Origin of the sequence: Pseudoxanthomonas sp. OG2 (genome assembly GCF_014192765.1) — a bacterium.
Taxonomy (GTDB): Bacteria; Pseudomonadota; Gammaproteobacteria; order Xanthomonadales; family Xanthomonadaceae; genus Pseudoxanthomonas_A; species Pseudoxanthomonas_A beigongshangi.
The window spans coordinates 21,194-45,378 of record NZ_JACHYM010000003.1 but is presented as its reverse complement, the minus strand read 5'-3'; the positions used below and the strand labels follow the sequence as shown (position 1 = coordinate 45,378).

General features: G+C 65.2%; 22 protein-coding genes. 12 read left to right on the top strand and 10 right to left on the bottom strand.

The window, feature by feature from the left end:
- Positions 1-147: 147 nt before the first annotated feature.
- A complete protein-coding gene (locus tag FHW78_RS19575) occupies positions 148-582 on the top strand; it encodes a GNAT family N-acetyltransferase (protein WP_183644985.1) in 435 nt (144 codons plus the stop codon).
- 498 nt (positions 583-1,080) lie between these two features.
- Positions 1,081-2,523, top strand: coding sequence for a hypothetical protein (locus tag FHW78_RS19570; protein ID WP_183644982.1), 1,443 nt, complete (start codon positions 1,081-1,083; stop codon positions 2,521-2,523).
- Positions 2,524-2,550: 27 nt separating this feature from the next.
- Here the strand turns inward: FHW78_RS19570 and FHW78_RS19565 are convergent, their stop codons facing one another.
- The 5 genes from FHW78_RS19565 to FHW78_RS19545 all read right to left on the bottom strand — a co-directional run bounded on the left by FHW78_RS19565 (position 2,551) and on the right by FHW78_RS19545 (position 7,485).
- Positions 2,551-2,922, bottom strand: a complete 372-nt coding sequence (locus FHW78_RS19565; protein WP_183644980.1) for a hypothetical protein — start codon at positions 2,920-2,922, stop codon at positions 2,551-2,553.
- Positions 2,919-3,431 (bottom strand): hypothetical protein, encoded by a 513-nt coding sequence (locus tag FHW78_RS19560; protein ID WP_183644977.1) that lies wholly within the window; start codon positions 3,429-3,431, stop codon positions 2,919-2,921. Before FHW78_RS19560 ends, FHW78_RS19565 begins: the two co-directional genes overlap by 4 nt.
- Before the next feature lie 18 nt (positions 3,432-3,449).
- A complete protein-coding gene (locus FHW78_RS19555) occupies positions 3,450-4,316 on the bottom strand; it encodes an NrdJb (RefSeq protein WP_183644974.1) in 867 nt (288 codons plus the stop codon).
- Positions 4,317-4,434: 118 nt separating this feature from the next.
- Positions 4,435-4,980 (bottom strand): hypothetical protein, encoded by a 546-nt coding sequence (locus tag FHW78_RS19550; RefSeq protein WP_183644971.1) that lies wholly within the window; start codon positions 4,978-4,980, stop codon positions 4,435-4,437.
- Positions 4,981-5,331: 351 nt separating this feature from the next.
- Positions 5,332-7,485: an adenosylcobalamin-dependent ribonucleoside-diphosphate reductase gene (locus tag FHW78_RS19545; protein ID WP_183644968.1), complete on the bottom strand. Its 2,154-nt coding sequence runs from the start codon at positions 7,483-7,485 to the stop codon at positions 5,332-5,334.
- 534 nt (positions 7,486-8,019) lie between these two features.
- Between FHW78_RS19545 and FHW78_RS19540 the strand changes: the two genes are divergently transcribed.
- The 7 genes from FHW78_RS19540 to FHW78_RS19510 all read left to right on the top strand — a co-directional run bounded on the left by FHW78_RS19540 (position 8,020) and on the right by FHW78_RS19510 (position 15,097).
- Complete coding sequence (locus FHW78_RS19540) at positions 8,020-9,477, top strand: Do family serine endopeptidase (RefSeq protein WP_183645108.1); 1,458 nt, start codon at positions 8,020-8,022, stop codon at positions 9,475-9,477.
- Between the two features lie 268 nt (positions 9,478-9,745).
- On the top strand, positions 9,746-10,111 hold the full coding sequence (locus FHW78_RS19535; RefSeq protein WP_141454151.1) for a hypothetical protein: 366 nt from the start codon (positions 9,746-9,748) through the stop codon (positions 10,109-10,111).
- 9 nt (positions 10,112-10,120) lie between these two features.
- Positions 10,121-10,597, top strand: a complete 477-nt coding sequence (locus FHW78_RS19530) for a phage holin family protein (protein ID WP_183644965.1) — start codon at positions 10,121-10,123, stop codon at positions 10,595-10,597.
- Positions 10,594-11,031, top strand: a complete 438-nt coding sequence (locus FHW78_RS19525) for a protein sip-5 (protein WP_183644963.1) — start codon at positions 10,594-10,596, stop codon at positions 11,029-11,031. The genes FHW78_RS19530 and FHW78_RS19525 overlap by 4 nt, the downstream gene beginning before the upstream one ends.
- A gap of 680 nt (positions 11,032-11,711) precedes the next feature.
- Positions 11,712-12,812, top strand: a complete 1,101-nt coding sequence (locus FHW78_RS19520; RefSeq protein WP_183644960.1) for an AI-2E family transporter — start codon at positions 11,712-11,714, stop codon at positions 12,810-12,812.
- A gap of 183 nt (positions 12,813-12,995) precedes the next feature.
- A complete protein-coding gene (locus FHW78_RS19515) occupies positions 12,996-13,733 on the top strand; it encodes an HAD-IA family hydrolase (protein ID WP_183644957.1) in 738 nt (245 codons plus the stop codon).
- Complete coding sequence (locus FHW78_RS19510) at positions 13,730-15,097, top strand: leucyl aminopeptidase family protein (RefSeq protein WP_183644954.1); 1,368 nt, start codon at positions 13,730-13,732, stop codon at positions 15,095-15,097. Before FHW78_RS19515 ends, FHW78_RS19510 begins: the two co-directional genes overlap by 4 nt.
- Here the strand turns inward: FHW78_RS19510 and FHW78_RS19505 are convergent.
- The 5 genes from FHW78_RS19505 to FHW78_RS19485 all read right to left on the bottom strand — a co-directional run bounded on the left by FHW78_RS19505 (position 15,088) and on the right by FHW78_RS19485 (position 20,581).
- The gene (locus FHW78_RS19505; RefSeq protein ID WP_318288443.1) at positions 15,088-16,794 is read right to left on the bottom strand and encodes a diguanylate cyclase; all 1,707 of its coding nucleotides are present in this window, start codon (positions 16,792-16,794) and stop codon (positions 15,088-15,090) included. The genes FHW78_RS19510 and FHW78_RS19505 overlap by 10 nt on opposite strands.
- Positions 16,795-17,037: 243 nt before the next feature.
- A complete protein-coding gene (locus FHW78_RS19500) occupies positions 17,038-17,640 on the bottom strand; it encodes a response regulator transcription factor (RefSeq protein WP_183644951.1) in 603 nt (200 codons plus the stop codon).
- A 47-nt stretch (positions 17,641-17,687) separates the two neighbouring features.
- Positions 17,688-18,863: a sensor histidine kinase gene (locus FHW78_RS19495; protein ID WP_183645102.1), complete on the bottom strand. Its 1,176-nt coding sequence runs from the start codon at positions 18,861-18,863 to the stop codon at positions 17,688-17,690.
- 33 nt (positions 18,864-18,896) lie between these two features.
- Positions 18,897-19,664, bottom strand: coding sequence for an ABC transporter permease (locus FHW78_RS19490; RefSeq protein WP_183644948.1), 768 nt, complete (start codon positions 19,662-19,664; stop codon positions 18,897-18,899).
- Entirely contained in the window at positions 19,664-20,581 is a 918-nt protein-coding gene (locus FHW78_RS19485; RefSeq protein ID WP_183644945.1) for an ABC transporter ATP-binding protein, read from the bottom strand. Before FHW78_RS19485 ends, FHW78_RS19490 begins: the two co-directional genes overlap by 1 nt.
- A gap of 246 nt (positions 20,582-20,827) precedes the next feature.
- On the opposite strand from FHW78_RS19485, the gene FHW78_RS19480 reads away from it, so the two are divergent.
- The 3 genes from FHW78_RS19480 (at position 20,828) to FHW78_RS19470 (ending at position 24,178) form a co-directional block, all read left to right on the top strand.
- Positions 20,828-22,075 (top strand): efflux RND transporter periplasmic adaptor subunit, encoded by a 1,248-nt coding sequence (locus FHW78_RS19480; RefSeq protein ID WP_183644942.1) that lies wholly within the window; start codon positions 20,828-20,830, stop codon positions 22,073-22,075.
- Between the two features lie 240 nt (positions 22,076-22,315).
- Positions 22,316-23,008, top strand: coding sequence for an ABC transporter ATP-binding protein (locus tag FHW78_RS19475; RefSeq protein WP_183644939.1), 693 nt, complete (start codon positions 22,316-22,318; stop codon positions 23,006-23,008).
- Positions 23,009-23,020: 12 nt separating this feature from the next.
- Positions 23,021-24,178: an ABC transporter permease gene (locus tag FHW78_RS19470; RefSeq protein WP_183644936.1), complete on the top strand. Its 1,158-nt coding sequence runs from the start codon at positions 23,021-23,023 to the stop codon at positions 24,176-24,178.
- Positions 24,179-24,185: the final 7 nt, after the last annotated feature.

Below are 24,185 nucleotides of genomic sequence, written 5' to 3'. Positions count from 1 at the left end.
TGCGGCCGGGCTGAATAGGTCATAGGTTGGGAGCCAATCCGTCCATGGCCGGGATGACTACCGTGGGCTGGTTGGCACTGATTGACGGCCTGCCGGTGCCTGCCCAGAATCGCGGCATCCCAGTCGTGTATCGCCAAAACCACGTCGATGACCCTTCATATCGAGCATGCCGTTTCGGACGAGCAGATAGCCGCGACGTTCGACGTCATGCGCCAACTGCGACCCCAGATCGAAAGAGCCAGCTACGTCTCCCTCATCCGGGATCTGATGGCCAGCGACAACCTCAAGCTGCTCGCCCTCACGGACGACAACGTGGTACGGGCCGTGGCCAGCTACCGCGTCATGAACATGATCTATTGCGGTCGCCTGCTCTATATCGACGACCTGGTAACGGACGAGCGCGTCCGCTCCAAAGGCTACGGATCAAAAATCCTCGCCAGACTACGCGCCGAAGCCGAAGCCCTGGACTGCTCCGAGATTCAACTGATCTCCCGAACCATCCGCGAACAGGCCCATCGCTTCTATTTCCGCGAAGGGTTTGGAATTGAGTGTTTTCAGTTCAGGATGCGGTTGAGGGAGTAGGTGGATTGAGATTGGGCCTTGGGGGCTGATAGAACCGCCTTGGCTAGTCCGTGCTTCCGCTCGGATGAAACGCTCCGCTTGCTGATGTCCCCGCGGGCCCTGGACGGCTTCTTCGTCTACCTGGCTCAGGATGTCGCTCAGGACATCATCCTGTCCGCACCGCATACCACTACGGCGAACCTGAAGCAGACACCACGAACGACGCGTAGCAAAACGCGAGCAGCCGATGCCTGCGTTCTGTTGCTCCTCCTCCGTCGCTGCGGATCCTGTCACAACCAAAAATCAACCCCGTTTCTCCATGTCCTCGCTAAGCGTCATGAGGCAATTTCCACCGTCGTGACAAATGCTGAAATCAGCATCTGAGGGCTACTTAATTTCGGCCATCCGGAGAGATCACATAAATATTCCAATAAAATCAATTAATTATACAAATAACTGACAAATTCTTGTGTTTCAAGTAGCGTTATCTCCAGCCAGAAGTCAATCAAGGAAGATTTAATGAAGATTACTGAGAGATTCGGCCTAACTGTTGGTCAGCATCAAGTTGATTTTATTGATATCGACACTTCGATCGACACCCCTCTCTTTTTAGATCCTTTTTTTATCGGGATAAGAAAAGATGCGTGGTCCAGATCGGCAAGCCAGACCATCAGAAATTTCTTTCAAACATTTGTTGAGCTTGTCCGCTCAGATGAATTAGAGAACGCGCGCTCGATGTTTGATCATCTTCATGAGCCGAATGAAACTTGTCTCGGGCTTTCTCGAGGGAACCCCAAGGGTCGAGCCATTGGAAAAATGGATGCTGACAAGCTATTCGCAAGCATTGTAGGCAGCGATGCAGTGTCATCAGGCGTCGTTGAAGACCTTGAAGATTTCAGATTATTCATTCCCGGAATAGACAAGGACAAGATATCCGACATGACTACGAATATAGTTCGGCGACACCTTATCGACTATACGATTAGTCAGTGCGAACTGTGGGGAATCCCTGTTGATGAGAATAGGCCAACAGGATTTTACTGGAGCGCCGCAGAACGCAGATGGCGCAATGATTATGCAAATTGTCTGGTAGTCGATGGAAAGCGAATACTGCTAACACCAAAAGGTGTAGTGTCCTTTGTCAAAAAATACACGCCCAAGAAGTATTACAGCAGCTTTGTTCTTGAGTACTTGCAGCACGAGAACATTGAAATGATGACTTCACTCGTTCAACATCGTAAAGATGGATCACCTTTTGTCACGAAGGTTTCGCTAACCGAATCTATTGCACCATTCTCAAAGGAATTCGTTTCTGAGTTCACAAAGAACCATCCTCGCGTCTTTGCTGATTTTAAAGAATGGGCGAAGAACAACTCTTCCTCCATAAAGAACTATGAAATCTGCGCAGATGACCCAGTAGCTGTTTCAAGCTACCTGATAGATCAAATCAGAAACATTCCTAGTGGGCCAGACTCCGCGTCTCGGTATCACCGGCTTTGCACAGGTGCGCTTGAGTATCTTCTATACCCGAACCTGACATCTCCTGTTGTTGAGCGAGAGATCAATGAGGGAAGGAAGCGAATTGATATTGTTTTTGATAACGCGGCTCAAGCGGGATTTTTCCACCGGGTTCATGCGGTGTCACATGTACCTGCTCAGTTCATCATGGTGGAATGCAAGAATTACACTAAAGACATCGCGAATCCGGAAGTCGACCAGCTTGTGGGCCGCTTCTCTGTAAATCATGGATGCGTCGGTCTTCTTCTTTTTCGCGAAGTCAATGATATGCGCGGACTTCTCGCCAAGTGTAGCGATGCTTGGCTGGCAAACAGGCATTTGATTGTACCCATTTGCGATGAGGACCTTATACAAATGCTTATCGGCGTTACCGAAGATGGAAGCCAGATCGTAGAAGAATTCTTTAGCTCAAGATATCGGACGATCGCAATGCGTTCTAGCTAAATCGAATGCTGAGCTATGCATGCTGCACTAGAACGGGAGTCCTTCTCTATCTATTTCTTCAATAATATCGTCTAAAATATCATCTGCACCGCTCGCATGCCTCTGAGCCACCTCGAACGTTTCTTTCAGTGCGGTGTACAACCGCCCGCGTTCATCAATGTCACTTGGGTCTTCGTCTCCCAACTCGGCTACTACATCTCCATCGGCATTCAATACTTCAATAAAGTATTCATTCGATAACTCATCAATCTTGCTCCTTCGCGTTGCGATTCGAATGGAGCTACGCGCAAAAGATGTTTGATACATGCCGTCAACTTCTGTCTCCTGCCATTTCGTATGGCCGGCATTGGTTGAGCTAGCCAACTTAAAAGCAACTGTCATAAGCTTTGGATAGATCATTTTGACACCGTCATGCTCAGTTTAATGCCTTCATGAAGACTCATTAGCGCATCCACACAAGAAGCCAATGAACTATTGGAGCGAACCAGCGCATTCGACTTCTCCAAAAAATTGGGATCTTTGTCGTAGGCACGCTCAAGGGAAGATATTCGGACAATGACGTCTTGGATCTGCTTTTGTGCACTACCCTCGCGAAAGAATGCCTGCTCTCGCATCGAGATCAACTTTGCGCGAACACCCGCATAGCGTTCTGGAAGCAAATCCATGGCTTTACTTCTGTGAAGCCTCTTAAGCTCTTCAATTAGCCGTATTGCTGTCGCCATCTCTGCAACTAGATCCAGTTTTCTGATCGTATTCGCAGCAAAATCAGCAGCTTCTCGTGCAGATTCTGCTGCCGATTTTGCTCGATGGGCAGCAATGATCGTTATTGCAAACCCAATTAACGTAAGCAGCAGGCCAAGTATGGATAACCAATCAGAAAAAAGCGGGAGCTTTGAGAAAGCATCCATTTAAAGGTCAGTGCTCTCTTAGCCGCACTTCGAATACCCACAGTTCAAGCACGTCGCGCAGCCGTCCATGATGACGAGCGCCTTGGTGCTGCACTTGTGGCAGAGGGTGGCGGAGGGCGGGAAGCTGGCGCCGTCGCCGGTGACGGCGATGTCTTCGGAGGCGCCTGGGGTGTTGGTGGTGGTGTTTGAAGGGCCTGCGCCAGGAGCGCCCCCTTCTGCCCTTCGGGCGTCTTCCCCCGCTTGGGCGGGGGAAGGGATGGGCGGGGGGGTTATTTCAGAGTTTTTTTTTGCGCGGTCTTCGTACTGCTTGCGCTTTTCGGCCAGGATGGCGCGCTGGTGGTCGCTCATTTCCGGGTCGTGGATGAGACCGATCGACTTCATGTGTTCTTCGACGATGGCGCCCAGTTCGGCGACCAGGGACGGCATGTAGACGCCGCCGGCCTTGAAGTAGCCGCCGCGCGGGTCGAACACGGCCTTCATTTCATCGACCAGGAAGGTGACGTCGCCGCCCTTGCGGAACACGGCGGACATGATGCGGGTGAGCGCGACGATCCACTGGAAATGCTCCATCGACTTGCTGTTGATGAAGATTTCGAAGGGGCGGCGCAGTTCGTGCTCGGTGCCGGCGTTGAGCACGATGTCGTTGATGGTCACGTACATGGCGTGTTCCACCAGCGGCGACTTGATCTTGTAGGTGCTGCCGACCAGCACTTCCGGGCGCTCGATGCGCTCATGCATGTGGATGATGTCGGCCTTGGGCAGTTCGGCTTCGGCCTTGGCGCGGGTGATCGACTCGGCCTGCACCGGGGGCGCCGCTTCGCGCGCCTTGTCTTCCGGGGTGAGGACGCTGTAACCCTTGATTTTCTTGTCGATCTTGACGGCCATGGCGGGAAATCCTGTTGTGTCGTTGTGCGAGGTGATGAGGGGACCGCCTTCCGGGCGGTGGTGCCCTTAAAGCCTGTCCCCTCTCCCGGTCAGGGAGAGGGGAAGGCGGTGTTGCGGGTTACTTCCTGGCTGCCTTTTTGGCGGCTTTCTTCACGGTCTTTCTCGGGGCTGCTTTGCGGACGGCTTTCTTGGCCGCCTTCTTGGGTGCTGCTTTCTTCGGTGCTGCCTTTTTGGCCGTGGCTTTCTTCACGGCTTTCTTCACCGCCTTGCGGGCGGTCGTCGCCTTCTTGGCGACCTTGCGCTTGGCCGTGGCCACGTCACGCTTCACCGTGCCCTTGGCCTTGGCGACATCCTTCTTGGCGGTGCGGCGCGCGGCCGACACCTTCTTGGCCGCCTTCTTCTTGGCGCCGGTGGCCTTGCGCTTGAGCGCGGCGGCCTCCTTCTTGGCGCTGGCGCTGGCGGCGGCCAGTTTCTTCTTGGCCTTGTCGACGGTCTTCTTCACCGCCTTGCTGGCCTTGCTGGTGCGCTTGGCGACGGCCTTCTTCGCCTTGGCGACGGTGGCGCTGGCGGAGGAGGCGACCGCGCCGCCGATTTCCATCGCCTTTTCCTTCACAGTCTCGGCGGCGTCGGAGAGCGTCGCCGTGACACCATTACCGTTGCTCATGTGCCCTCCTGTGGGCGTTCTGTCGGATTACGTCGCCGATGCTATACCCAGCTTCGCGGTTTTGCAGCGGGGCTGGGGGTTGTGGGTTTTTGCCTTGTTGGCGGATGGTTGAAAAGCAAGAGCAACTCGCTGCGCTCGCCCCCCTCACCTGCCCTTCGGGCATCCTCTCCCGCAGGCGGGAGAGGGGACTTTCGGTTGGTTTGTCGGTTAGGAGCAGCTCGCTTTGCTCGCCCCCCTCACCTGCCCTTTGGGCATCCTCTCCCGCAAGCGGGAGAGGAGACTTCGTTCGGTTGCCACTTGAACGGTGGTTCTTGCGGGTGGGTGCGGCTGCTGGGCAGCGCGCGCCGGCCGTCAGAACTTGCCGTAGTAGCCTTCCTTGAGCGCGTCGAACAGGTTGGCGGCGGTGTGCATTTCGCCGTCGTATTCGATCTGCTCGTTGCCCTTGACCTCCACCACGCTGCCGTCGTCCAGTTCGAAGCGGTAGGTGGTGTTTTCCAGGTCCGCTTCCTTGACCAGCACGCCCTGGAAGGCGGCGGGGTTGAAGCGGAACGTGGTGCAGCCCTTCAGGCCCTGCTGGTGGGCGTAGCGGTAGATGTCCTTGAACTCCTCGTAGGGGTAGTCCGTGGGGACGTTGGCGGTCTTGGAGATGGAGCTGTCCACCCACTTCTGCGCGGCGGCCTGCACGTCCACGTGTTCCTTGGGCGAGATGTCGTCGGCGGCGATGAAGTATTCCGGCAGCTTGGCGTCGGCTTCGTCGCTGAACGGCATGGCCTTAGGGTTGACCAGTTCGCGGTAGGCCAGCAGCTCGTAGGAGTAGACGTCCACCTTTTCCTTGGACTTCTTGCCTTCGCGGATCACGTTGCGGCTGTAGTGGTGCGCGAACGAGGGCTCGATGCCGTTGGAGGCGTTGTTGGCCAGCGACAGGCTGATGGTGCCGGTGGGGGCGATGGAGCTGTGGTGGGTGAAGCGGCTGCCCACCTCGGCCATTTCATCGACCAGATCCGGCGCGACCGAAGCCACGCGCTGCATGTAGCGGCTGTACTTGGCGTGCAGGACCTTGCCGGGGATTTCCTGGCCGACCTTCCAGCCGTCCTTCGCCATTTCCGGACGCTTGCGCAGCATCTCGGCGGTGACGGTGAACAGCTCTTCCATGATCGGGGCGGCGCCCTTTTCCTTCGCCAGCGCCAGGCCCATTTCCCAGCCGGCCACGGCCATTTCGCGGGCGATGGATTCGGTGAACTCGCACGATTCCGGGCTGCCGTACTTGTGCTTGAGCATGGTCAGGGTGGAGCCCAGGCCCAGGAAGCCCATGCCGTGGCGGCGCTTGCGCAGGATCTCGGCGCGCTGCTGTTCCAGCGGCAGGCCGTTCACTTCCACCACGTTGTCGAGCATGCGGGTGAACACGCGCACGACTTCCTTGTATTCCTCCCAGTCGAAACGGGCCTGGTCGGTGAAGGGATCCCGCACGAACTTGGTCAGGTTGACCGAGCCCAGCAGGCAGGCGCCATAGGGCGGCAGCGGCTGCTCGCCGCACGGGTTGGTGGCGCGGATGGTCTCGCACCACCAGTTGTTGTTCATCTCGTTGACGCGGTCGATCAGGATGAAGCCCGGCTCGGCGTAGTCGTACGTCGAGACCATGATCATGTCCCACAGGTGGCGGGCGCGGATGTGGCCGTAGATCTTGCAGGCGACCAGGCCGTCGTCGCGGACCACGTAGTTCTTGTGGGTCGGCCAGTCGCGCCAGACCACCTGGTTGGCGTCTTCCAGGTCCAGGTCGCCCTTTTCCTTGATGTTGACCGGGAACACCAGCGGCCAGTCGCCGTCGTTGTTGACCGCGTCCATGAAGCCGTCGGTGATCAGCAGCGACAGGTTGAACTGGCGCAGGCGGCCGTCTTCGCGCTTGGCGCGGATGAAGTCCTTCACGTCCGGGTGGGAGACGTCGAAGGTGCCCATCTGGGCGCCGCGACGGCCGCCGGCCGAGGACACGGTGAAGCACATCTTGTCGTAGATATCCATGAAGGACATCGGGCCGGAGGTGTAGGCGCCGGCGCCGGCCACGAACGCGCCGCGCGGGCGCAGGGTGGAGAACTCGTAGCCGATGCCGCAGCCGGCCTTCAGGGTCAGGCCGGCTTCGTGGACCTTGTCCAGGATGCCGTCCATCGAGTCCTCGATGGTGCCGGAGACGGTGCAGTTGATGGTGCTGGTGGCCGGCTTGTGCTGCTGGGCGCCGGCGTTGGAGGTGATGCGGCCGGCGGGAATGGCCCCGCGGCGCAGCGCCCACACGAAACGCTCGTACCAGTAGGCGCGCTTCTCGTTGGTGGTTTCGGCATCGGCCAGGGCACGGGCCACGCGCTGGTAGGTACCGTCGATGTCGGCGTCCAGGGCTTCGCCCTGCTTGGTCTTCAACCGGTACTTCTTGTCCCAGATGTCCTGGGACGCCGGCTGCATGGGAATCTCGGTCCCGGTTGCCGCTGTCTTGACCGCCTCGAGGCGCACCGTGCTCATGTTGTGTCGTTCTCCTTGGTTCCTGAACCGGGTTCTTTTCTAGTTGTGTGTTAACGCAGCGTGCCCGGACGACGGGGACGACCGGCCCGCGCGCAGCGCTCCATCATGCGCGGCGCAGGTTGCCGGAGTGTGTTGGCGGGATTGCGGGAAACGTGCTCACGTAGGCTCACGCTAGTTTTCTCACACCCTTCCATCGCTTTGGCGCCCCTCCCCGGGGAGCCTTCCTTTGTCAAGCAAAAACACCAGTGCTTGGGCCGCTTTCGCACCGGACCGCTATATGTAGTGGCGGCACGAGGTAGCCAAGCTACCCCCGGCCGGGGGGTCTGTCAATCGGCTTATGGTGCTTTTTTTCATGACAATCCGGGGTGATCCGGTGAAACCGCGGACAGTCCTGGCGTGGAACTTCATTGCGGGTTTAGTGGTCGATGCGCACACTCGTTCAGGAACGGCGGACGCCCCTTGCAAGCCTCGCGGGGCGCCGCCATCCGAAGTCCCAGACCCTCACGACCTGCCGCGATACGACCGATGCGACCGATCCGACCGCTCCCCACCCTGCTGGCCCTGACCGCCGCCGCCGCCTTCGGCGGATTTGCCGCCACGGCCATCCACGAAACCTTCCAGCAGCCCGCGCAGGCGATGCCCGCGGCCGCCATTCCCGTCGCCGCCACGCTGCCGGCCGCCGTCGGCGGCCAGCCGGTGCCGTCGCTGGCGCCGATGCTCAAGCAGGTCACCCCGGCGGTGGTCAGCGTGTACAGCCGCCAGACCGTGCGGGTGGCCAGCCCGCTGGGGCCGTTCGCAGACGACCCGTTCTTCCGCCGCATCTTCGGCATCCCGGACATGCCGCGCGAACGCGTGGAGCGCGCGCTGGGCTCGGGCGTGATCATCGATGCCCAGCAGGGCCTGATCCTGACCAACCACCACGTCATCGAGAATTCCGACGGCGTGTCGGTGACCCTCAGCGACGGCCGCACCATGGAAGCGGAGTTCCTGGGTTCGGACCCGGACACCGACGTGGCGGTCATCCGCATCCCGGCCACCAACCTGACCGCCATCCCGATGGCCAACAGCGACCAGTTGCAGGTCGGCGACTTCGTGGTGGCGATGGGCAATCCCTACGGCCTGGGCCAGACGGTGACCTCGGGCATCGTCTCGGCGGTGGGTCGCAGCGGCATCCCGATGGCGGGCTTCCAGAACTTCATCCAGACCGACGCCTCCATCAACCCGGGCAACTCGGGCGGTCCGCTGGTCAACCTGCAAGGCCAACTGGTGGGCATCAACACCGCCAGCTTCAACCCGCGCGGCAGCATGGCCGGCAACATCGGCCTGGGCTTCGCGATTCCGATCAACCTGGCGCGCAACATCAAGGACCAGCTGATCGCCAACAACGGCGTGGTCAAGCGCGGCACGCTCGGGGTGGAAACCCAGAACGTGGACGAGCGCCTGGCCAAGGGCCTGGGCCTGGAGAACCCGCGCGGCGCGCTGGTGACCCGGGTGTATCCGGGCTCGGCCGCCGCCGCCGCCGGCCTGCAGTCCGGCGACGTGGTGCTGGCCGCCAACGGCCAGCGCATCGACAACGCGCCGTCGCTGCACAACTTCGAGGGTCTGCAGGATGTCGGCAGCCGGATCAGCCTGGACGTGCGCCGCGACGGCAAGCCGTTGCAGCTGACGGCGACGTTGCAGGAAGGCCTGCGTTCGCTGGATGGTTCGACGGTGGATCCGCGCCTGACCGGCGCGACCTTCAAGGATCTGGACGAAGGCTCGCGCCAGCAGCTGCGCAGCATGGGCGCGGTCGGAGGGTTGCAAGTGGCCAATGTCGCTCGCGGCAGCCGAGCCTGGAACAGCGGCCTGCGTCCGGGCGATCTGGTGGTGGGTGGCAGCAGTGGCGATTTCGCCGATCTGGCCAGCTTCCGCGCCAGCTTCGAACGCAAGCCGCAGCAACTGGTGTTGCAGATTCTGCGTGGGCGCAGCTCCGGCAATCTGCTGATGCAGTAGGCGAAGCAGCGCAAAGCAGAAGCAAATCCCCCCTGCCCCCCTTTTTCAAAGGGGGGATTCCTCGCTGTGCTTCATCTCCGCCGGATGCCGCTTTGCCTCCCCCTTTGCAGCGCTTCTCAACAGCCGAATGGCTGGTCAAAAGGGGGATTGAGGGGGATTTGCTTCTGATCCTGGGATTTGCGCAAAGCCCCCAATCGGCCACATAACAGCCCATTCATGCCCACCTGCTATAGAGTGGAGCGGCAATCCCTCACTGCTGGAGACGACGATGAGCAATCCCACCGCTACCGATGCGATGAAGAGCAATCTGGGCGAGGCTGGTTCGCACCTGAAGTCGGCCGCATCCGCCGCCGGCGAGGCGATCAAGGGCGCCGCCGGCGCGGCCGGCGACGAGCTGAAGCTGGGCAAGGCCAACGTGAAGTCCGAGCTGGCCGACAGCGCGCTGGCCGGCATCGCCGCCGCCGAAGTGGGTGGCGCCGCCGCCCGCGAACAGGTGGATGCGTTGATGGACAAGGGCCGCGATCTGATCGACAGCGCCGCCGACCTGATCCGCGAGCGTCCGCTGGCCTCGTTCGGCGTGGCCTTCGCCGCCGGCTGGATCATCGCCAAGCTGGCACGCAGCGGCGACAAGTAAGCCCCACGCGTGAGCGTTCCGCCGGAATCTTCCGACACCGAAGCACCCCGAGCCGCCAAGCCCGGGCTGGACGACAGCCTGCGCGAGGTCGGCGCGGCCGGCAAAGCGGCGCTGGCGTCGGCCGGTGACACCGGTCGCGCGCTGCGCCGGCTGGTGTCGGCGGATCTGGCGCTGGCGCGCAGCGCGTTCGGCCGGGCGCTGGCCTGGGCCGGCGTGGCGATCATCTTCGGCGCCTCGGCCTGGCTGTTGTGCGCCGGTGCGTTGATCGCGTTGCTGCAGCGGCTGGGCTGGACCTGGCTGCAATCGCTGTCGGTGACCGCGCTGGTCAGCATCGGCGTGACCGTGCTGGCGGCGTGGAAGGTGGGGCAATATTTCGATCACACCGGGCTGCACGCCACCCGCCGCCAGTTGCAGCGGCTGGGCCTGTTCGACGAGCACGACGACGCCGACGAGGATGGCGACACCGACCCGGGAGCGGCGCGATGAATTTCGAACGCCTGCAACGCCGCGTGGATCGCGCCGAGCAATTGGTCGAGGGCCGCGCGCTGCAGACCCGGACGCACTGGCAGACCCTGAGCCAGGTCTGGCGCGACAGCTGGACGCCCGGACGCATCATGATTGCCGGACTGGTCAGTGGTTTCCTGGCCGGCCGCGCCGAACCGCTGCGCTCGATGAACGGCGCGCGCTGGTTGCAGATGGTGGGTTCGCTGAGCAGCCTGTTCGCCACCGTGCAGGCGGCCACCGCCGCCGATCAGGCCAGCGAGGCCGCCGACACCGCGCAGGCGGTGCAGGAAGAACAGGCGGGCTCGCAGGCTTACCCGCCGGAAGAGCCGTTGGTGGATGAAGCCTTCGACGAGGAAGAGATGCCCATCCGCCAGCCCATGCCGGCGGAAGCGGCGACCGAGATGTCCGAGCGCTAGGCTCGCGAAATCCGTCCAGTCGTTGCCCCCGCACGCCCTGATGTTGCTCTTGCCTCCCCCTTCGAAGAAGGGGGAACGAGGGGGATTGGCTCTTCCGCGCAAAAAGCAGGCGCTCCACAACCGCCGCATGGCGGGTCAATCCCCCGGTCGCATGCGGCGCCCACCCCCTTCTTCGAACGGGGTAGTTCGCAACCACTTCTCGCAACGCGCGGGGTTCTTCTTGTGGCTCTGCTTTGCCTCCCCCTTTGAAAAGGGGGACCGAGGGGGATTGGCTCTCCCGCGTAAAGCAAATCCCCCGGTCGCCTGCGGCGCCCACCCCCTTCGTCGAAGGGGGTAGTTCACAATCACTTCTCGCGAGCGCGCGGGGTTCTTCTTGTGGCTCTGCTTTGCCTCCCCCTTTGAAAAAGGGGGAACGAGGGGGATTGGCTCTTCCGCGTAAAAGCAGGCGCTCCACAACCGCCGCATGGCGGGTCAATTCCCCGGTCGCCTGCGGCGCCCACCCCCTTCTTCGAAGGGGGTATGGCTTGTGTCGCCCGATGCCCGTCGATTCGGCGTGAACCAAACCCGCTTCCCTTTCACGCCATGACGATGACGCCTGCCGGAACCCGTCCGGCCACCGCGCCGGCCGTGCGGAACCGGCCTGGAGCGGCATAATCGGACTCCATTTCCGGAGTGCCCCGATGGCCCTTTCGCCCGCTGGCGACACCCCCGCTGCCGCCGCCGAATCCACGCCGCTGCCGCCGCGCCCGCGTGCGCCGATCGCGCTGGTGGTGCTGGCGACGCTGGCGGTCGGGTTCACCCTGTGGGCGGCGCAGGACGTGGTGCTGCCGGTGCTGCTGGCCGCGTTCTTCGCGCTGGTCGGCAATCCGATCATCCGCACGCTGCGGCGCCTGCGCCTGCCGCGCTTCCTGGCCGCGCTGATCGTGCTGCTGGGCGGACTGGCCGCCGCCGGGGCGCTGGGCACGCAGTTGTGGCAGCCGGCTTCGGTGTGGTTCCGCGAGGCGCCGAGCGAACTGCGCCAGCTGGCGCCGAAGCTGCGCGAGTGGACCAAGCCTGTGCAGGAGGCCAACCGCGCGGCGGAGAACTTCGCCCGCGCCGCCGGCGGCGAGACCGGCAAGCGCCCGCAGATCGTGCGCACCGCGCAGGACGATCCCTACCGCATGCTGACCACCACGCCCCGCTTGCTGGCCTCGATCCTGGCGGTGGTGTTGTTGACGTTCTTCTTCATGGTCTACGGCGAGAACCTGCAGCGGCAGGCCATCGCGCTGCTGTCCAGCCGGCAGCAGAAGAAGTTCACCGTGGACATCCTGCATTCCATCGAGCGCGAGGTCTCGCGCTACGTACTGACCATCAGCGTGATCAACACGGTGGTGGGCCTGATCTTCGCCACCGCGCTGTACCTGCTGAAAATGCCACTGAGCGAGGCGATGCTGTGGGGCACGCTGGTGGCGCTGCTCAACTTCGCGCCGTATGTCGGCCCGCTGATCGGGGTGATCATGATGCTGCTGGTCGGCTTCATCACCTTCGACGATCCGCTGCATACGCTGCTGCCGGCCGGCATCTACCTGGTGCTGCATACGCTGGAAGGCCAGATCATCACGCCGATCATCCTGGGCCGGCGGATGGCGCTGTCGCCGCTGGTGCTGATCCTGGCGTTGATGCTGTTCGGCTGGGCGTGGGGCATCATCGGCCTGCTGCTGGCGGTGCCGCTGCTCGTCTGCGTGAAACTGGTGCTGGCGCGGGTGGAAGGCATGGAAGGCTGGGCCCGCCTGCTGGAGTAACCCGCCCCGCCCCCTCCAACCTGTGGGAGCGACGTGAGTCGCGAGCTTTTGGCACGGAACCGGCCATACCCCGTCTGTGGCTTTCCTGGCGATGGTCGGGTATCGCGACTCACGTCGCTCCCACAAGAAGGGAGTGGGTAAGCGTTTTCGGCGGCTGGAAGCGGGGCGGGGTAAAATCGCCCCGTGAGCTTCCCCGTCCGCGCCATCACCCTCGACCTCGACGACACCCTCTGGCCGTTCGCGCCCATCGGCGCGCGGATTGAACGGGTGCTGCACGAGTGGCTGATCGAACACAGTCCGCGTACCGCCGAACTGTTTCCGGTCGAACGCATGCGCGCGCTGCGCGAGCAGGTGTTCACCGCCCATCCGGAACTGATCCACGACCTCAGCGCGTTGCGCCGCCTGACCCTGCAGCGCGCGCTGCACGAGAGCGGAGCGGATCCGGCGTTGCTGGAACCGGCCTACGAAGTGTTCTACGCGGCCCGCAACCAGGTCGAATGCTACCCCGATGCCATCGACGCGCTGCTGCGCATCGCCGCGCGGGTGCCGGTGGCGGCGGTCACCAACGGCAACGCCGATCTGGAGCGAATCGGGCTGGCCCGGCATTTCGTGTTCCAGTTGGGCGCACGCGAGCACGGTTCGGCCAAGCCGGAACCGGGCATCTTCCTGGCCGCCTGCGATCGCTTGGGCGTGCCGCCCGCGCAGGTGCTGCACGTGGGCGACCACATCGATCTGGACGTGGTCGGCGCGGCGCGCGCCGGCCTGCGCACCTGCTGGCTCAACCGGATCGACCACGTCGATCACCTGGCCGGCTGGCCGCATCCGGATCCGTTGCCGGACCTGGAATTCGCCACCCTCACCGCACTGGCCGACTGGCTGGATGCCCATCCCGATTTCGCCACGGAGCATGCCCGCGCATGAACCTTTCCCCCGGCTACACCCAGGATTCCCCCCAGGCCCGACCCCTGCACGTCGTCGCGCGCGGCGGCTGGGAAAGCTGGCGCGATGCGCAGCCCGCCGCCGTGCGCGCGTGGCTGGAGGCGCAGAACTACAGCGCCGCGCCGGGCACGTTGGCGCTGCTGCCGGATGCCGAGGGGCTGGCCGGCGCGGTGATGGGCGTGGGCGACCCGCTGGATCCCTACAGCTACGCGCACGCGCCGTTCGCGCTGCCCGCGGGCGACTGGCGGATCGCGCATGACCTGGATGCCGATGCGCACGCGGCGTTGCAACTGGGCTGGGGCCTGGGCAGCTACCGCTTCAGCCGCTACAAGACACCCTATCGGTTGCCGGCGCGGCTGGTGCTGGGCGAGCCCGACGCCGAAGCGCAGGATCTGCTGACCGCCAGCCTGCGCGTGCGCGACTGGGTCAACACGCCGACCGAGGACATGGGTCCGGACGAACTGGAAGCGGCCGCGCGCGCGATCGCCGAGGCGCATGGCGCGGACATCGACGTCATCGCCGGCGATCAGCTGCTGGCGCAGAACTTCCCCGCCATCCACGCGGTCGGCCGCGCATCGCATCGCGCGCCGCGCCTGATCGCGCTGCAATGGGGCGACCCGGCGCATCCGCACGTGGCGCTGGTCGGCAAGGGCGTGTGCTTCGACACCGGCGGGCTGGACATCAAGCCGGCCGACGGCATGCGCAACATGAAGAAGGACATGGGCGGCGCGGCGCACGCGCTGGCGCTGGCCGGGCTGGTGATGGCGCGGGGGCTGCCGGTGCGCCTGACGCTGCTGCTGCCTGCGGTGGAGAACAGCATCGGTCCGAACGCGTTCCGCCCCGGCGAGATCATCGCCACCCGCAAGGGCATCAGCGTGGAAATCGACAACACCGACGCCGAAGGGCGGGTGATCCTGTGCGACGCGCTGACCTACGCCGGCGAGCAGTCGCCGGAGATCGTGCTGGATTTCGCCACCCTCACCGGCGCGGCGCGGATCGCGCTGGGTCCGGATCTGCCGGCCCTGTTCGCCAATGACGACGCGCTGGCCAACGACTGGATCGCCGCCGGCGATCGCATGCGCGATCCGGTCTGGCGGATGCCGCTGTGGCGTCCCTACCTGCGCTACCTGACCAGCAACGTGGCGGATCTGGCCAACGCCGGTTCGCGCATGGCCGGCGCGGTCACCGCCGCGCTGTACCTGGAACGCTTCCTGCCGGCCACCCAGAAGTGGGCGCACCTGGACGTGTACGCGTGGAACGACAGCGATCGTCCCGGCCGCCCCGCCGGCGGCGAGGCGCTGGCCCTGCGCAGCGCCTACGCGCTGCTGAAGGCGCGCTACGCCTGATGGACCACGTGGCCGCCTGACTCGGCGGCCGCTTCCACCCGGTCCCGGCCATCGCGCTTGGCGCGGTAAAGCGCTTCGTCGGCGTGGCGGATCAGGCTTTCGCCCTGGCGCCCGTGCAGCGGGAAGCTGGCCACGCCGATCGACACGGTGACCGCCGGCAGTTCCTGGCCCATGTGGCGGATGCGCATCGCGCCCACCGCCGCGCGGATGCTCTCGGCGCGCTCGCGCGCGGTGTCCAGATCGGTTTCCGGCAGGATCAGGGTGAACTCCTCGCCACCGTAGCGGCAGGCAATGTCCTCGCTGCGCGCCAGCTTCTGCAGCAACTGGCCGAACCCGGACAGCAGGGTGTCGCCGCCGACATGGCCGTGCAGGTCGTTGAAGGCCTTGAAGTGATCCAGATCCATCATCATCACGCTCAGCGGCAGGCCGCGCCGTTCGCAGCGCGCCAGTTCGCGCGCCAGCGATTCCTCCAGGTAGCGGCGGTTGAACAGGCCGGTCAGCGGTTCGCGGATGGATTGCAGGCGCAGGCGTTCCTGCAGGTCCAGGTTGGACAGCGCCATCGACAGCTGCTCGGCGGCGGTCTCGATCAGATCCTGGCGGGCCAGGAACCCGTCGTCGTGGCTGGACAAGTACAGCAGGCCCAGCTGGGTGCCCTGGGCGATCAGCGGAATGCAGGCGGTGGTCGGCGAGGCGTGCAGCGCCGGCGACATGACGTGGGTGCAGCCCAGCATCTCGGCATGCGCGCGATGCACGTGCGGCTGGCCGCGGCGCAGCGCCCAGCAGGCTTCCAGCGGGAACATGGCGTCGCTGTGCAGCGCGTGCTCGCCCCAGTGCGCGGCTTCCTCGGCGTAGTCCTGCGAGGCGCGAATCCGGTACAGCGTCCCGCCGACGTGCGGCAGAAGGCGGGCGAAATGCTGGGTGGCCAGCCGGATCGCCTCCTCGGTACGCACGCAGCTCTGCAGCATGCCGCTGTAGCGACTGAGTTCATTGAGGTCGGCGCTGTGGGTCTCCAGCTTGTCGATGGTCACCATCAGTTGCCGGCGGGCATCGCTGCTGGCTTCCTCCGCGCGGGCCCGGCGGCGGATCTCGCCCACCAGCAGCCAATAGACCAGTCCGGTCACCGCCAGCCCCAGCGGAATGCCGAGCAGCGCCAAGCCACGCAACAGGTTGGCACTGTCCTGGCTGGATCTGGCGCGCTGGGCCAGCAGTTCGCGCTCGGCGGCGATCAGCGTTTCGGCCTGATCGCGGATGCTGACGCTCGCCTGCCGCACTTCATGATTGATGGAACGTTGTGCCGCCGCCAGGCCGCCGAGCCGGAAGTTGCCCACGGTGGCTTCCATCTGCGAGAGCCTGCGCAGGATTTCGATCCGCCACGCGACCACCCGCCGGGTCTGTTCGGGGTTGTCGCGGACCAGCAGTTGCAGGCGCTCGATCGCATCGGGCAACTGGTCGCGGCTGCGCCCGTAGTCGGCCAGGTAGTTGACGTTGCCGGTGAGCAGATAGCCACGCTGGGCGGACTCGCTGTCATGCACCGCCGCTTCGATGGCGCCGATGAGCGCGATGACCTCATTGGTGTGGGTCACCCGGTTGGCGTCGGAAATGAAGCGTTGCGCCCCGTAGAACACGCCCGCACCGATGGCCACGAAGATCAGCGCGGCGGCGAAAAGACCGAGTCGGTTGGCTTGGCGGGGTCTCACGGGAATGCGTCAGTGCCGGGTCGGGACCGGCCCCAGCCTAAGCACAGGCACCGGACACGACAATCCCGCAGGCACCGTTATGGAACCAGCGACACATCATGACGCGCGTCACGCGGACCGCATCGAAAGCGCGCGGGCGGCTTCCGTTGCGCTTTGCGAGGTTTCGCCGCGCCCGCTGACGGCGGGTTGTCGGCGCGTGAGAACGTACGCTGACGAATGTGGAAGCCGCGATTACAGCGCCGACTACAGCAGGCCGCGCTGGCGCGCCAGCCGATAGGCCTCGATGCGGTTGCTCACGCCGAGCTTGCCAATGGCCTCGGACAGGTAGTTGCGCACGGTGCCCTGCGAAAGATTGAGCTGGCGCGCGATGTCGCCGGCCGACAGGCCCTCGCCGGCCAGCCGCAGCACCTGGCGCTCGCGATCGTTGAGCGGGTCGGCTTCGTTCCAGGCTTCCAGCGCCAGCTGCGGATCGATCGCGCGGCCGCCGGCATGGACCTTGCGCAGCGCGGCGGCCAGCTGGTCGGCCGGCGCGTCCTTGAGCAGATAACCCGACACGCCCGCGTCCAGCGCGCGGCGCAGATAGCCGGCGCGGGCGAAGGTGGTGACGATCACCACCCGGGTGGGCCACGCGTGGCGATGGATGCGCTGGGCCAGTTCCAACCCGGTCAGGCCGGGCATTTCGATGTCGGTGACCAGCAGGTCCGGACGCAGCCGCTGCAATTCGCGCCACGCCGATTCGCCGTCGGCGGCGGTGCCGACGACTTCGATGTCCGCTTCCAGGTTGAGCAGCGCGGTCAACGCGCCGCGCACCATCGCCTGATCCTCGGCCAGCAACACCCGGATCATGCGCGCGGGGATTGCGCCGGATGCGGGGCGTGCGGCATGGGGCGTCCTCAGGTCTGCGCGGGCAGCAAGGATGCCGCGCCGGAGGCCTGTGGCGCCAGCGGGCCTGCCGGCAGACTGGCTTCCAGCACGGTGCCGCGGCCGGGGCGTGCATCGACGCGCAGGCTGCCGCCAAGTGCTTCCAGCCGCTCGCGCATGCCGCTCAGCCCGTTGCCGGGCACGATGGCGCCGCCGCGTCCGTTGTCCTCGATGCGTAGCCGCAAGCGTCCGTCTGCCACTTCCAGCTCCACCCGCGCGGCGCTGGCGCGGGCGTGCCGTTGCAGGTTGGTCACCGCCTCGCGCACGGTCAGCGCGAGCACGGTTTCCTGTTCCGGCGACAGCGGCGGAATCCCGGCCGGACAGGTCAGCGTCACGCCGTCGGATTCCAGCAGCAGCCGTGCCGAGGCCAGTTCGGCGGCCAGGCCCGCCGCGCGGATGCCGGTGACCGCGCTGCGCACCTGCGCCAACGCGTCGCGGGCGACCCGGCTGACCTCGTCGATCTCGCGCCGCGCGCCCGCCGGATCCCGATCCAGCAGCTTGCCGGCCAGATCCGACTTGAGCGCCACCAGCGACAACGTGTGGCCAAGCAGATCATGCAGGTCGCGGCCGATGCGCTCGCGCTCGGCCATCGCGGCCAGCCGGCGCACCTCTTCGTGGCTGAGCATCAGCGCCGCGTCGGCCTGCGCCTTGCGCGCGAAGCTGATGTTCATCAGGCCCACCGCGAACCCGACCATGAGCGTGCTGGCCAGGTAGATCAGCGGCCAGCCCAGCGCCATCCATTCCACCGAATACGCGGCCAGCAGCACCAGCATCCAGGCAATCGCGGAACGGGTGGGGCCGGCGAACGCCATGAAGGCGCAGGCGTAGATCATGTAGCTCTGCGCACCGGGATTGAACGGCGTGAGCGCATAGCCCAGCACCGCCATGCCCAGCGCGTTGAACAGCATGTACCGGCGGTCGCGGTAGTAAGCGCCATGGAACAGCAACAGGAACACCGCGTAGCTGGCCAGGGTGGGCCACAGCCAGTTCGGGAACGACGCCGGGTTGGACATCGGGGTGACGAAGATCCAGATCGACCAGATCAGCATCAGCAACGGGAACCAGCGCCCGGTGCCGCGCCCGCGCAGCTCGCTGCGCCGCTCGTGCAGGTTCGCCAGCGAGTTCTCGGATACGGGCGGGAAGTACATGAACACGCGGATTCTCCGGAACGGAACCGAACCTCAGGCCGGACGCGCCAGGCGCCGCCAGGCCAGCAGGCCGAACACGACGGTGACGAGCGCCAGCACGGCCAGATGCAGGATCAGCGGCTGGCCCGCATCCTTGCCGACTACCCGCAGCGCGATCTGGGCCAGATGATACGCCGGCCACAACTGCGCCAGTTGCGACAGCACCGCCGGCAGCATGCTCAGCGGCAACCACAGGCCGGACAGGAATGCCATCGGCAGGTACACCAGGTTGATCACCGCCGGCGCGCCCTCGCCACCGACCAGACAGCCCAGCCACAGGCCGAGCGCGGCGAACGGCAATACGCCCAGCACGTTGACCAGCCACAGCGCCGCCCATTGCCACGGCGACAGCGAAACCCCGGCCAGGCCCGCGGCGATCAGCGCCAGCAGCACGGACACCACGGCGGCGAAGATCATCGCCATGGCGGTCTTGGCCAGCAGATAGGCCGCCGGCGGCATCGGCAGCGCGCGCTTGAGCGCCAGCAGGCCGCGTTCGCGATCCAGGGCCACGCTCACGCCGAAACCGAACAGGGCCACGCCCATCACCCCGAACACGCCATAGGTCGCCAGGAAGTAGCGCGCCGCCACGTCACCGCCCTGCCGCGCGCCCAGCAGCACGCCGAACAGCAGGTAGAACAACGCGGGAAACAGCAGGGTCGGCAGGGAGAACGAAGGCGTGCGCAGCAGGCGCAGGAATTCGTAGCGGGCTTCCAGCAGGTAGGCGCGCAGCGGCGCGCGCGCAGGAGCGATCGTGGTGTCCATCAGGCGGCCTCCTGTTCGCGGGCCTGCCGGGTGAGGCTGATGAAGGCCTCGGCCAGGCCGGCGCGGGCCACTTCCAGTTCGGTCAGCGCGGCGTCCTCGGCCAGCAGCCGGCGCACCACGGGTTCGGCCAGATCGGCGACGATCTCCAGGCGCTCGCCGTCATGCCGGGCGCTGCGCACCTGCGGCCAGCCGGCCACGACCTCGGCCGGCAACGCGGTGAGGCAGCGGATGCGCCGCTGCGCGACCCGCGCGCGCACCTCGGCCACGCTGCCCTCGGCGATCACGCGTCCGCCATCGATCACCGCGACGCGATCGGCCAGCGCCTCGGCTTCCTCCAGGTAATGCGTGGTCAGCAGCACCGCGCAGCCGCCCGCGACAAGTTCGCGGATGGCCTGCCAGAGGATCTGGCGCGCGTCGATGTCCAGGCCGGTGGTGGGTTCGTCCAGGAACAGCAGTTGCGGACGACCGCAGATCGCCAGCGCGAACTGCACGCGCCGCTGCTGGCCGCCCGATAGCTGGCCGTAGCGGCGTTCGAGCAGGCCATCCAGTCCGGCCATCGCCACGCAATCGGCGACGCTGCGCGGGGCCGGATAGTAGCTGCGGGTCAGATCCAGCAGTTCGCGCACCTTGAGCGTGTCCGGAATGCCGGCGCTCTGCAGCATCACCCCGATGCGCCGGCGCACCGCCATCGCGCCGGGCGCCTGGCCGAACAGGCGGGCCTCGCCGCCATCGGGCGGTTGCAGGCCCAGCAGGATCGCGATGGCCGTGCTCTTGCCGGCGCCGTTGGGACCCAGCAGCGCCAGCAGGCGTCCAGGCGCCAGTGCCAGATCCAGTCCGGCCAGGGCGGTGATCGGTCCATAGCGCTTGTGCACGGCGCGCAACCGGGCCGGTTCGTACTGCGGTGCCTGCGTATCCATGTGGGGCGCGCTCCCGAGGTGTCGGCGATGCGACCAATCTAGGCCGCCGCCGGCGGACCCGGCAGTGGCGGTCTTCATGCGTGGTGGATGACAGCTGTCACTTGGTCGTCCGGCCCTGGCCGGGCATCCTGTGCCCTCCCCGCTCCGGGCGCGGAGCCGCCAGGGCCGGCAACAAGTGACTTCCGGCAACTGGGCCGGGTTACCCTAGCTGGTCACACTTTCCGCGTTCGCCCGTCTGGATAAGCGATGAACTCTTCCGCCGACCTGTTGAAGGAACTCCGCATCGATCGCAAGGCCGCGCCGCCGGAACCGCCGTCGCGCCGCGGCCTGTGGATTGGACTGGGCGTGGCCGCCGTGCTGGTGCTGCTGGCGGTGGGCGGCTGGTTCGTGTTCGGGCGCGACAAGGGCGTGCCGGTGCGGACCGCGCCGGTCATCGCGATCGGCAGCAGCGGCGCTTCGGCCTCGGTGCTGGATGCGACCGGCTACGTGGTCGCGCGGCGGATGGCGACGGTGTCGGCCAAGGTCACCGGCAAGGTCCAGGAAGTGCTGATCGAGGAAGGCATGCAGGTCGAGGCCGGCCAGGTGCTGGCGCGGCTGGAACCGATCGACGCCGACGCCGAGCGCGCGCTGGCCGAAAGCCAGTTGCAGGCCGCGCGCAGCCAGAGCACCGGCGTGCAGGCGCGGCTGAAGGAAGCCGAGGCCAACGTGCGCCGGCTGTCGCAGCTGACCCAGCAGCAACTGGTCGCGCGCTCGCAATACGACCAGGCCGTGGCCGAACGCGACGCCCTGCGCGCCGAGGCACTGACCTCGCAGCGCAACCAGCGCGCCGCCGCCGATCGCCTGCGCATCGCCGACATCGGCAAGGACAACACCGTGGTACGCGCGCCGTTCTCCGGCGTGGTGATCGCCAAGGCCGCCCAGCCCGGCGAAATCGTGTCGCCGCTGTCGGCCGGCGGCGGCTTCACCCGCACCGGCATCGGCACCATCGTCGACATGGATTCGCTGGAAGTGGAAGTGGACGTGGGCGAGGCCTTCATCGGCCGGGTGCAGCCGAAGATGCCGGTGGAAGCCACCCTCAACGCCTACCCCGACTGGAAGATTCCGGCCGAGGTCATCGCCATCATTCCCACCGCCGATCGCGGCAAGGCCACGGTCAAGGTGCGCATCGCGCTGAAGCAGAAGGATCCGCGCATCGTCCCGGACATGGGCGTGCGGGTGAGCTTCCTGGAAGCGGCCAAGCCGGCCGAGGAGAAGAAGCCGCAGGGCGTGCGCGCCCCGTCGGCGGCCATCGTCGAGCGCGACGGCCAGCCGGTGGCGTTCGCCCTGACCGAGCAGAACACGGTCGAACAGCGCCTGCTGAAGGTCGGCCAGCCGATGGGCGACGATCGCCAGGTGCTGTCGGGCCTGGGTGCGGGCGACACGGTGGTGCTCAGCCCGCCGGATGAATTGCAGGACGGCAGCAAGGTCACGCTGGCCGAGGACGAAGCGCAGTAACGGTTCCGGTTCCATCGCGCGCGTCGCGGACGTTGCGACGCGTGCCCGGCAGGCTCCACCGGCTGCCGATTCATGACCGCCGCCACCCGTCGGTAGCGCGGCCCGCAGGACGCCAGGGAAACCATGCCCGGGCGCGCACCAAAGTGGTTGGCTGCAACGCAAGACAACGCAATGCCGTGCGCGCGGGCGACGATCACGTCGCCGGCGCGCGCCTCCGAACACCACAGAAGGGAAAACACGATGTCCTCACTGGTCACCATTCGCAACCTCGTCAAAACCTACCAGCGCGGTCCGGAAAAGGTGCAGGTGCTGCACGGACTGAACCTGGATATTCCCAAGGGCGATTTCGTCGCCCTGATGGGACCGTCCGGCTCGGGCAAGACAACCCTGCTCAACCTCATCGGCGGCCTGGACACCCCGACCTCGGGCGAAATCGAGATCGAGGGCCAGCGCATCGACAGCATGAGCGCCGCCCAGCTCTCCACCTGGCGCAGCCACCATGTCGGCTTCGTGTTCCAGTTCTACAACCTGATGCCGATGCTGACCGCGCAGAAGAACGTGGAGCTGCCGCTGCTGCTGACCAAGCTCGGCGCCGCCCAGCGCAAGCGCAACGCGGAAATCGCCCTGCAGCTGGTCGGCCTGGCCGAACGCGGCGCGCACCGTCCCAACGAGCTCTCCGGCGGCCAGCAGCAGCGCGTGGCGATCGCCCGAGCGATCGTCTCGGATCCGACCTTCCTGATCTGCGACGAACCGACCGGCGATCTGGATCGCCACTCGGCCGAGGAAATCCTGGACCTGCTGCGCCTGCTCAACCGCGAGCATGGCAAGACCATCATCATGGTCACCCACGATCCGAAGGCGGCCGAGTACGCGACCCACACCATCCACCTGGACAAGGGCGAGCTGGTCGACGCCCCTGCGCTGGCCCACTGACGGGAGGCGGCGATGAAATATCTGTCCCTGGTCTGGGCACAGTTGTTCCGCAGCAAGACGCGGACGCTGCTGACCCTGTTGTCCGTGGTCGCGGCCTTCCTGCTGTTCGGCCTGCTGGATTCGGTGCGGGTGGCGTTCAACTCCGGCGGCAGCGTCGATGGCGCCAACCGCCTGGTGGTCGCCTCGCGCCTGTCGATCACCCAGTCGCTGCCGATCAACCTGCTGCCGCAGATCGAATCGGTGCCCGGCGTGCGCAAGGCCACCTACGCCATGTGGTTCGGCGGCATCTACCGCGATCCCAAGGATTTCTTCCCCAACTTCTCGGTGGCGCCCAACTTCTTCGACGTCTACACCGAGTACACGGTGCCGCCGGATCAGCTCAAGGCGTTCCAGGACACCCGCAACGCCGCCATCGTCGGCGAGTCGCTGGCCAAGAAGCACGGCTGGAAGATTGGCGACACCATTCCGCTGAAGGCCACCATCTTCCCGCGTGGCGGCAGCAACGACTGGCCGCTGGAACTGAAGGCCATCTTCCGGGTGAAGGATCGCAAGAACGTCGGCGCGGAAAACCAGTTGATGATGAACTGGAAATACTTCGACGAATCCAACGACTACATCAAGAGCCAGGTCAGCTGGTACACGGTGCAACTGGCCAACACCAACCAGGCCAACCAGGTGGCGCGCGCCATCGACGCGCTGTCGGCCAACTCGGACCACGAGACCAAGAGCCAGACCGAGTCGGCGTTCCAGCAGGCCTTCGCCAAGCAGTTCGCCGACATCGGCCTGATCGTCACCTCGATCATGGGCGCGGTGTTCTTCACCCTGCTGCTGCTGACCGGCAACACCATGGCCCAGGCGGTGCGCGAGCGGGTGCCGGAACTGGCGGTGCTGAAGACGCTGGGCTTCAAGGACGGCACGGTGCTGACCCTGGTGATGATCGAGTCGGTGCTGCTGATCGTGCTCGGCGGCCTGATCGGCATGGGCTTGGCGGCGGTGATCATGCCGGGCCTGACCGCGGCCAGCCAGGGCGCCATCTCGCTGCCGAACGTTCCCACCCAGACCTGGCTGGTCGGGCTGGGCCTGATGGTGGTCATCGGCATCGTCGTCGGCCTGCTGCCGGCGCTGCGCGCCAAGCGCCTGAAGATCGTCGATGCACTGGCTGGACGCTGAGGAGAAC

Excerpts from the sequence above, each read along its gene's own strand:
- FHW78_RS19510 (WP_183644954.1), top strand. The coding sequence starts at position 13,730 with ATGAACCTTTCCCCCGGCTACACCCAGGATTCCCCCCAGGCCCGACCC.
- FHW78_RS19470 (WP_183644936.1), top strand. The coding sequence starts at position 23,021 with ATGAAATATCTGTCCCTGGTCTGGGCACAGTTGTTCCGCAGCAAGACG.
- FHW78_RS19500 (WP_183644951.1), bottom strand. The coding sequence starts at position 17,640 with ATGATCCGGGTGTTGCTGGCCGAGGATCAGGCGATGGTGCGCGGCGCG.
- FHW78_RS19520 (WP_183644960.1), top strand. The coding sequence starts at position 11,712 with ATGGCCCTTTCGCCCGCTGGCGACACCCCCGCTGCCGCCGCCGAATCC.
- FHW78_RS19545 (WP_183644968.1), bottom strand. The coding sequence starts at position 7,485 with ATGAGCACGGTGCGCCTCGAGGCGGTCAAGACAGCGGCAACCGGGACC.
- FHW78_RS19560 (WP_183644977.1), bottom strand. The coding sequence starts at position 3,431 with ATGGATGCTTTCTCAAAGCTCCCGCTTTTTTCTGATTGGTTATCCATA.
- FHW78_RS19575 (WP_183644985.1), top strand. The coding sequence starts at position 148 with ATGACCCTTCATATCGAGCATGCCGTTTCGGACGAGCAGATAGCCGCG.
- FHW78_RS19555 (WP_183644974.1), bottom strand. The coding sequence starts at position 4,316 with ATGGCCGTCAAGATCGACAAGAAAATCAAGGGTTACAGCGTCCTCACC.
- FHW78_RS19570 (WP_183644982.1), top strand. The coding sequence starts at position 1,081 with ATGAAGATTACTGAGAGATTCGGCCTAACTGTTGGTCAGCATCAAGTT.
- FHW78_RS19490 (WP_183644948.1), bottom strand. The coding sequence starts at position 19,664 with ATGGACACCACGATCGCTCCTGCGCGCGCGCCGCTGCGCGCCTACCTG.
- FHW78_RS19550 (WP_183644971.1), bottom strand. The coding sequence starts at position 4,980 with ATGAGCAACGGTAATGGTGTCACGGCGACGCTCTCCGACGCCGCCGAG.
- FHW78_RS19495 (WP_183645102.1), bottom strand. The coding sequence starts at position 18,863 with ATGTACTTCCCGCCCGTATCCGAGAACTCGCTGGCGAACCTGCACGAG.
- FHW78_RS19480 (WP_183644942.1), top strand. The coding sequence starts at position 20,828 with ATGAACTCTTCCGCCGACCTGTTGAAGGAACTCCGCATCGATCGCAAG.
- FHW78_RS19475 (WP_183644939.1), top strand. The coding sequence starts at position 22,316 with ATGTCCTCACTGGTCACCATTCGCAACCTCGTCAAAACCTACCAGCGC.
- FHW78_RS19525 (WP_183644963.1), top strand. The coding sequence starts at position 10,594 with ATGAATTTCGAACGCCTGCAACGCCGCGTGGATCGCGCCGAGCAATTG.
- FHW78_RS19565 (WP_183644980.1), bottom strand. The coding sequence starts at position 2,922 with ATGATCTATCCAAAGCTTATGACAGTTGCTTTTAAGTTGGCTAGCTCA.
- FHW78_RS19485 (WP_183644945.1), bottom strand. The coding sequence starts at position 20,581 with ATGGATACGCAGGCACCGCAGTACGAACCGGCCCGGTTGCGCGCCGTG.
- FHW78_RS19535 (WP_141454151.1), top strand. The coding sequence starts at position 9,746 with ATGAGCAATCCCACCGCTACCGATGCGATGAAGAGCAATCTGGGCGAG.